The 1787-nt window shown below is 70.9% G+C and carries 2 protein-coding genes; both read left to right on the forward strand.

Going from position 1 to position 1787, the window contains the following annotated elements:
* The first annotated feature begins 182 nt into the window (after nucleotides 1-182).
* The gene (gene thyX, locus HW577_RS24510; RefSeq protein WP_198378709.1) at nucleotides 183-1124 is read left to right on the forward strand and encodes an FAD-dependent thymidylate synthase; all 942 of its coding nucleotides are present in this window, start codon (nucleotides 183-185) and stop codon (nucleotides 1122-1124) included.
* Nucleotides 1114-1719 (forward strand): HD domain-containing protein, encoded by a 606-nt coding sequence (locus tag HW577_RS24515; protein WP_198378710.1) that lies wholly within the window; start codon nucleotides 1114-1116, stop codon nucleotides 1717-1719. The genes thyX and HW577_RS24515 overlap by 11 nt, the downstream gene beginning before the upstream one ends.
* Nucleotides 1720-1787: the final 68 nt, after the last annotated feature.

A 1787-nucleotide genomic window follows, 5' to 3' on the forward strand; every position in this document is an offset into this window, starting at 1 on the left:
GGCGCCGCCCCCTCGAACTCCCCCGCCAGGGGACGCGGTCCCCTGGCCCCGCGATCGGTCAAGGTATTGGTTTCCAAAGGCCTTTCGGCCTTTGGCGGGGTGAGCCCGAGAGGGGCGGCGCCCCTCTCGGTCCCCTGCTATAGCCAGAGCCGGACGCGATCCGAGTCGCAGGGACATCTGGCATGGCACTGACCACAGAGCAGCAGCAGGAGATCGACGCCGCGCGCGCGGCCGAGGCGGCGACGCGCCGGCCGACCGTGGCGGGGCTGGAGGCGATGTTGTTCCAGGCGCTGCCCGTGCTCGACCACGGCTTCGTCCGCGTCGTCGACTACATGGGCGACGATGCCGCCATCGTGCAGGCGGCGCGCGTCTCCTACGGTCGCGGCACGCGCGCGGCGAACGAGGATCGCGGCCTGATCCGCTACCTCATGCGCCACCGCCACTCGACGCCCTTCGAGATGTGCGAGATCAAATACCACGTGAAGCTGCCGATCTTCGTCGCGCGGCAGTGGATCCGCCACCGCACGGCGAATGTGAACGAGTATTCCGCGCGCTACTCCATCCTCGACCGGGAATTCTACATCCCCGGGCCGGACCAGCTCGCCGCGCAATCCGCCGTGAACCGCCAGGGGCGCGGGGATGTGCTGCAGGGCGCGGAGGCCGCGCGCGTGCTCGACCTGCTGCGAGAGGACGCGACGCGCAACTACGACCATTACCTCGAGATGCTGAACGAGGACGACGAGGGCCGCGCGATCGACCCCGCGCGGCGGGGGCTGGCGCGGGAACTCGCGCGCATGAACCTCACGCTCAACGCCTATACGCAATGGTACTGGAAGACCGACCTTCACAATTTGCTGCACTTCCTCTCCCTGCGCGCGGACGCCCACGCGCAGTACGAGATCCGCGTCTATGCCGAGGCGATGCTCGAGACGGTCAAGGCCTGGGTGCCCATGGCCCATGAGGCGTTCCGCGACTACCGGCTCGGCGCCGTTACGCTCTCTGCGCAGATGATGGGCATCGTGCGGCGGCTGCTGGCCGGGGAGGCGGTGACGCAGGAAGCCTCCGGCCTGTCCAAGCGCGAGTGGCGGGAATTGATGGAGGTGCTCGGCCGCGATGCCGCCTGACCGCGCCGCCTCGATCCTCGACTTTCTCGCGCTGGCCGACCGGCTCAAGACGGTCGAGCGGCGCGGGCGCGTCGTGCTGGCGGATGGGACGACGCGGCGGGAGAACAGCGCCGAGCATTGCTGGTCGCTCGCGCTGATCGGCACGCTGCTGCATGAGGAGGTCGCGGCGACGCTCGACCTCGGCCGAGCGCTGATGATGGTCGCGGTGCACGACCTGGTGGAGATCGAGGCCGGCGACACCTTTGCCTACGACGCCGCCGGACGCGCGACGCAGGCGGACCGGGAGGCGGCCGCGGCCGACATCGTGTTCGGCACGCTGCCCGCCGACCTCGCCGCCCGCCTGCGCGCGCTGTGGGAGGAATTCGAGGCGGGCGAGAGTCCCGAAGCCCGCTTCGCCATGGCCTGCGACCGGATGCAGGGCTTTCTGCAGAACGTGCTTTCAGGCGGGCTCGCCTGGCGCGAGCACGACGTCACGGTGGCCGACACGCTGCCGCGCATGGGCCCGGCGATGGAGGTCGATGCGGTCTTCGCCGCGCTGATCGGGCGGCTCTATGACCGCGCGGCGGAAGACGGCCTGCTGGGGGCGGCGCCATGAGCGGCCGTGCCGCCGCCAAGGGCGCGCGCACGCGCAAGGCCGGGCGCCGCTTCGCGCTGCGCCCGCTC

The organism is Neoroseomonas rubea (assembly GCF_016106015.1).
Lineage (GTDB): Bacteria > Pseudomonadota > Alphaproteobacteria > Acetobacterales > Acetobacteraceae > Neoroseomonas > Neoroseomonas rubea.

Coding starts and splice junctions, on each gene's coding strand:
- HW577_RS24515 (WP_198378710.1), top strand. CDS start 1,114: ATGCCGCCTGACCGCGCCGCCTCGATCCTCGACTTTCTCGCGCTGGCC.
- thyX (WP_198378709.1), top strand. CDS start 183: ATGGCACTGACCACAGAGCAGCAGCAGGAGATCGACGCCGCGCGCGCG.